General features: G+C 74.1%; 3 protein-coding genes. All 3 read right to left on the reverse strand.

All coding sequences use genetic code 11. The features are described from left to right. Positions 1-265: 265 nt before the first annotated feature. Positions 266-1,264 carry an integron integrase gene (locus tag VMF70_03620; GenBank protein ID HTT67094.1) on the reverse strand — a complete coding sequence of 333 codons (999 nt, stop codon included), beginning with the start codon at positions 1,262-1,264 and terminating at the stop codon, positions 266-268. Positions 1,265-1,723: 459 nt separating this feature from the next. Next, the gene (locus tag VMF70_03625; GenBank protein ID HTT67095.1) at positions 1,724-2,377 is read right to left on the reverse strand and encodes a cyclase family protein; all 654 of its coding nucleotides are present in this window, start codon (positions 2,375-2,377) and stop codon (positions 1,724-1,726) included. Positions 2,378-2,661: 284 nt separating this feature from the next. Next, a partial coding sequence (locus VMF70_03630) for a hypothetical protein (protein HTT67096.1) occupies positions 2,662-2,905 on the reverse strand: 244 nt, incomplete at its 5' end.

Raw genomic sequence — 2,905 nt, forward strand, 5'->3', positions numbered from 1 at the left:
TGCCGACGGCTCCGCTGCAACCCTGCGCGGCAGGCAATGTAGCAACGGGGGCGTTAGGGAGGCGTTAGGGAAAGCTCCGCAGCCTTTGCGCGGCCCCGGACCCGCCCCGGCGGGGCCCGGACGCGTCTCGGACACGCGGCCCGGACGCGTCCCGGACACGGGGCCCGGACGCGCCCCCTCGACCGGGGCGGCGGTCTCGGCGACGGCGCTCACGCCGTAAACGGGAGCGGCTCGCCCCGCTTACCGGGCATCGCCCATCGCCCGGTCAGGGCCCGGCCGGCCCGCCGATCCGGAAGCTGTCGGCCGGGCTCCGGACGCCCAGGCCACCGCGGTTGAGGACATGGGTGTAGATCATCGTCGTCCGCACGTCGCTGTGACCCAGCAGCTCCTGCACGGTCCGGATGTCCGCCCCGCTCTCGAGCAGGTGGGTCGCGAACGAATGCCGCAGGGTGTGACAGGTCGCCCGCTTGGTGATGCCGCTCTTCCGCACCGCCGCGTGAAAGGCCCGCTGGACGCCCGAGGGGTCGAGATGCCACCGGCCCACCCGCCGGCTCGCGCCCCGGCCGCCGGCGGGTGCCGAGGGATCGCGCGCCTCCTCCTCCACTCTCCGCCGCACCGCCGGGAACACCCACTGCCACACCCAGTCCTTCGCCGCCCCCGGCAACTTCCGCTCGAGCGCGCCCGGCAGGGGCACCGCGCCGCCACCGGCCGCGAGGTCGTGCTTGTGGATCCGCCGCACCACCTCGAGGTGCGCGCGCAGGCCCTCGCACACGGCCTCGGGCAACACCGTCACCCGATCCTTCGCCCCCTTCCCCGCCCGCAGCCGGATCTCGCGGCGCTCGAAGTCCAGGTCCTTCACCCGCAGCTCGAGCGCTTCCATCAGCCGCAGGCCGGCGCCGTAGAGCAGCATCGCCACGAGCCAGAACGGCCCGCGCATGTGCGCCAGCACGGCCCGAACCTCGCCGGGCGTCAACACCACCGGCAGCCGCGTCGGACGCTTGGCGTGCACCACGCCGTCCACCCAGGCGAGACGCCGGCCCAGGACTTCCTGATAGAGGAACAGCAGCGCGCCCAGCGCCTGGTTCTGCGTCGAGGCGCTCACGCGTCCGCGCACCGCCAGGTCGCTCAGGAACGCGGCGACCTCGGGCTCGCCCATCGTCGCCGGATCGCGGGTGCCGTGGAAGCGCACGAACCGGCGCACCCACAGGACGTACGCCGCCTCGGTGCGCGGCGAGTAGTGATGCACGCGGATCGCGCGGCGCAGACGGGCGAGGAGCTTCGGCCGCGCCGGCGGAGACGCGCCGGCCTCGGCCGAGGTGGATGAACTCCGAGCCGGCGGGTGCGGGCGCGTGGCCAGCGTGTCGCGCGGCTGGGTCGGCGGCGCAGGCGACGACCCCGCGGAGGTCCCGGGCGTCGTGGCGGGCCGGATCGCACCGGGTCGCGAGATGGAGGAAGACCTGCCTCCGGGACGCGCTGCTGGTCTGAAGCTCGACCCGTCAGGGGGAAGAGGCGGCATCCGCCGAACGTAGCGGAGCGCGCGCTCGGAGAGAATCGGCGTCGGCGCGGCAACGGGCGCGCCCTCGCCGCCCACCCCGTCGGGCCCGGGATCTGAATCGCCGGTCATGCCCCCACGGTGCGCACCGCGGCCGGCGGGCGACAACCGTTCCTACGCCGCGACGGGCCTTATGCGGCAGACGCCGGGCTGGCTCCGCGATTGCGCCCTCTACTCCACCACCGCGAACGCCCGCACCGGGAAGCTCGCCACCCGCTCCCACGCGGGCGGCGCGGCCGAGAAACGGAACGCCTTCCCCGCCAACTGCTCGAGGTTGGTCATGTGCTCGCAGATCGGGATCCCCGCCGCCAGCAGCAGGGTGTGCGCCGGCCGCTCCGGATCGTCGATGTCGTCGATGTTCATGCAGTCGATGCCCACGACCGCCGGCTCGGCCTCGACCAGCGCCGCCGCCGCCTCCTTCCCCACGAACGGCCCGGGCTCGGTGTAGCGCGGCGTATTCCACCGCTCCGACCAGCCGGTGAGGATCAGCACCGCGTGCCCCGTGAGCTGGTGCCGCGGGAAGATGGCCACCGGCAGCTTGCGGCCCGGCCGGCGCCGCGCGTCCACCACCACGCCCGGCAGGTTCACCAGGCGCTCGAGCGGCACCCCCGTGAAGTCCGCCCCCTTCTCGTGACGGTGATACGGACTGTCGAGATACGTGCCGATGTTCATCACCGCGCTCACCCGCGTCATCGCGAACGAGGTGCGCGGGCCGTACGGCTTCCCCTTGCGGGAGTGCGAGCGGAACTGGACGATCTCGGGCGACGGGAAGCCCGGGTACACGAATCCGTCGCGCGTGATCGGATGCGAGAGATCGACGATCATCGGAGAGCCTTCCGCGAAGCAGGCGCCGTACGCGTTCGCGGTAGATGTACCTGCCGAGGCGGCGGGACGGAAGGGCCGCCGCACCGGGAGGACTGCATGCGAGAACGCTGACGCCACGCGCCGGCCGACGTGCCAGACGCGGTCCGAGCGACGGGGCGACCGAGACGCCGGTCGATGTGCCAGGCCGGGTCCGGGCGAGAGGGCGACCGAGGCGCCGGCCACCGCACCGCGCCGACCCGGAGCGCGAGGGCGACGGGCCGACGCGTGGCGCCGCCGGCGGCCGCCTACAGCGCGAACGCCAACACCACCGCCACGTCGGTCACGGCCCAGGCCGTGAGCGCGGCGTAGAACCCCCGCTGGTGCTGGGCCGGCGTCATCGCTTCGCGGCGCCGGTACCACGGCACCAGCACCCACAGCCACGCCGCCAGCGCGACCGCGAGCGCGGCCCACTTCCACGGCGCCGCGTAGCCGCGCAGCGCCGCGAAGCCGAACAGCAGGAAGGCCAGCACCATCATCGCGATCGCCACC

The sequence above is a fragment of the Gemmatimonadales bacterium genome (genome assembly GCA_035502185.1).
In the GTDB taxonomy this organism is placed as follows: Bacteria; Gemmatimonadota; Gemmatimonadetes; order Gemmatimonadales; family JACORV01; genus Fen-1245.

Coding starts and splice junctions, on each gene's coding strand:
- VMF70_03625 (HTT67095.1), bottom strand. CDS start 2,377: ATGATCGTCGATCTCTCGCATCCGATCACGCGCGACGGATTCGTGTAC.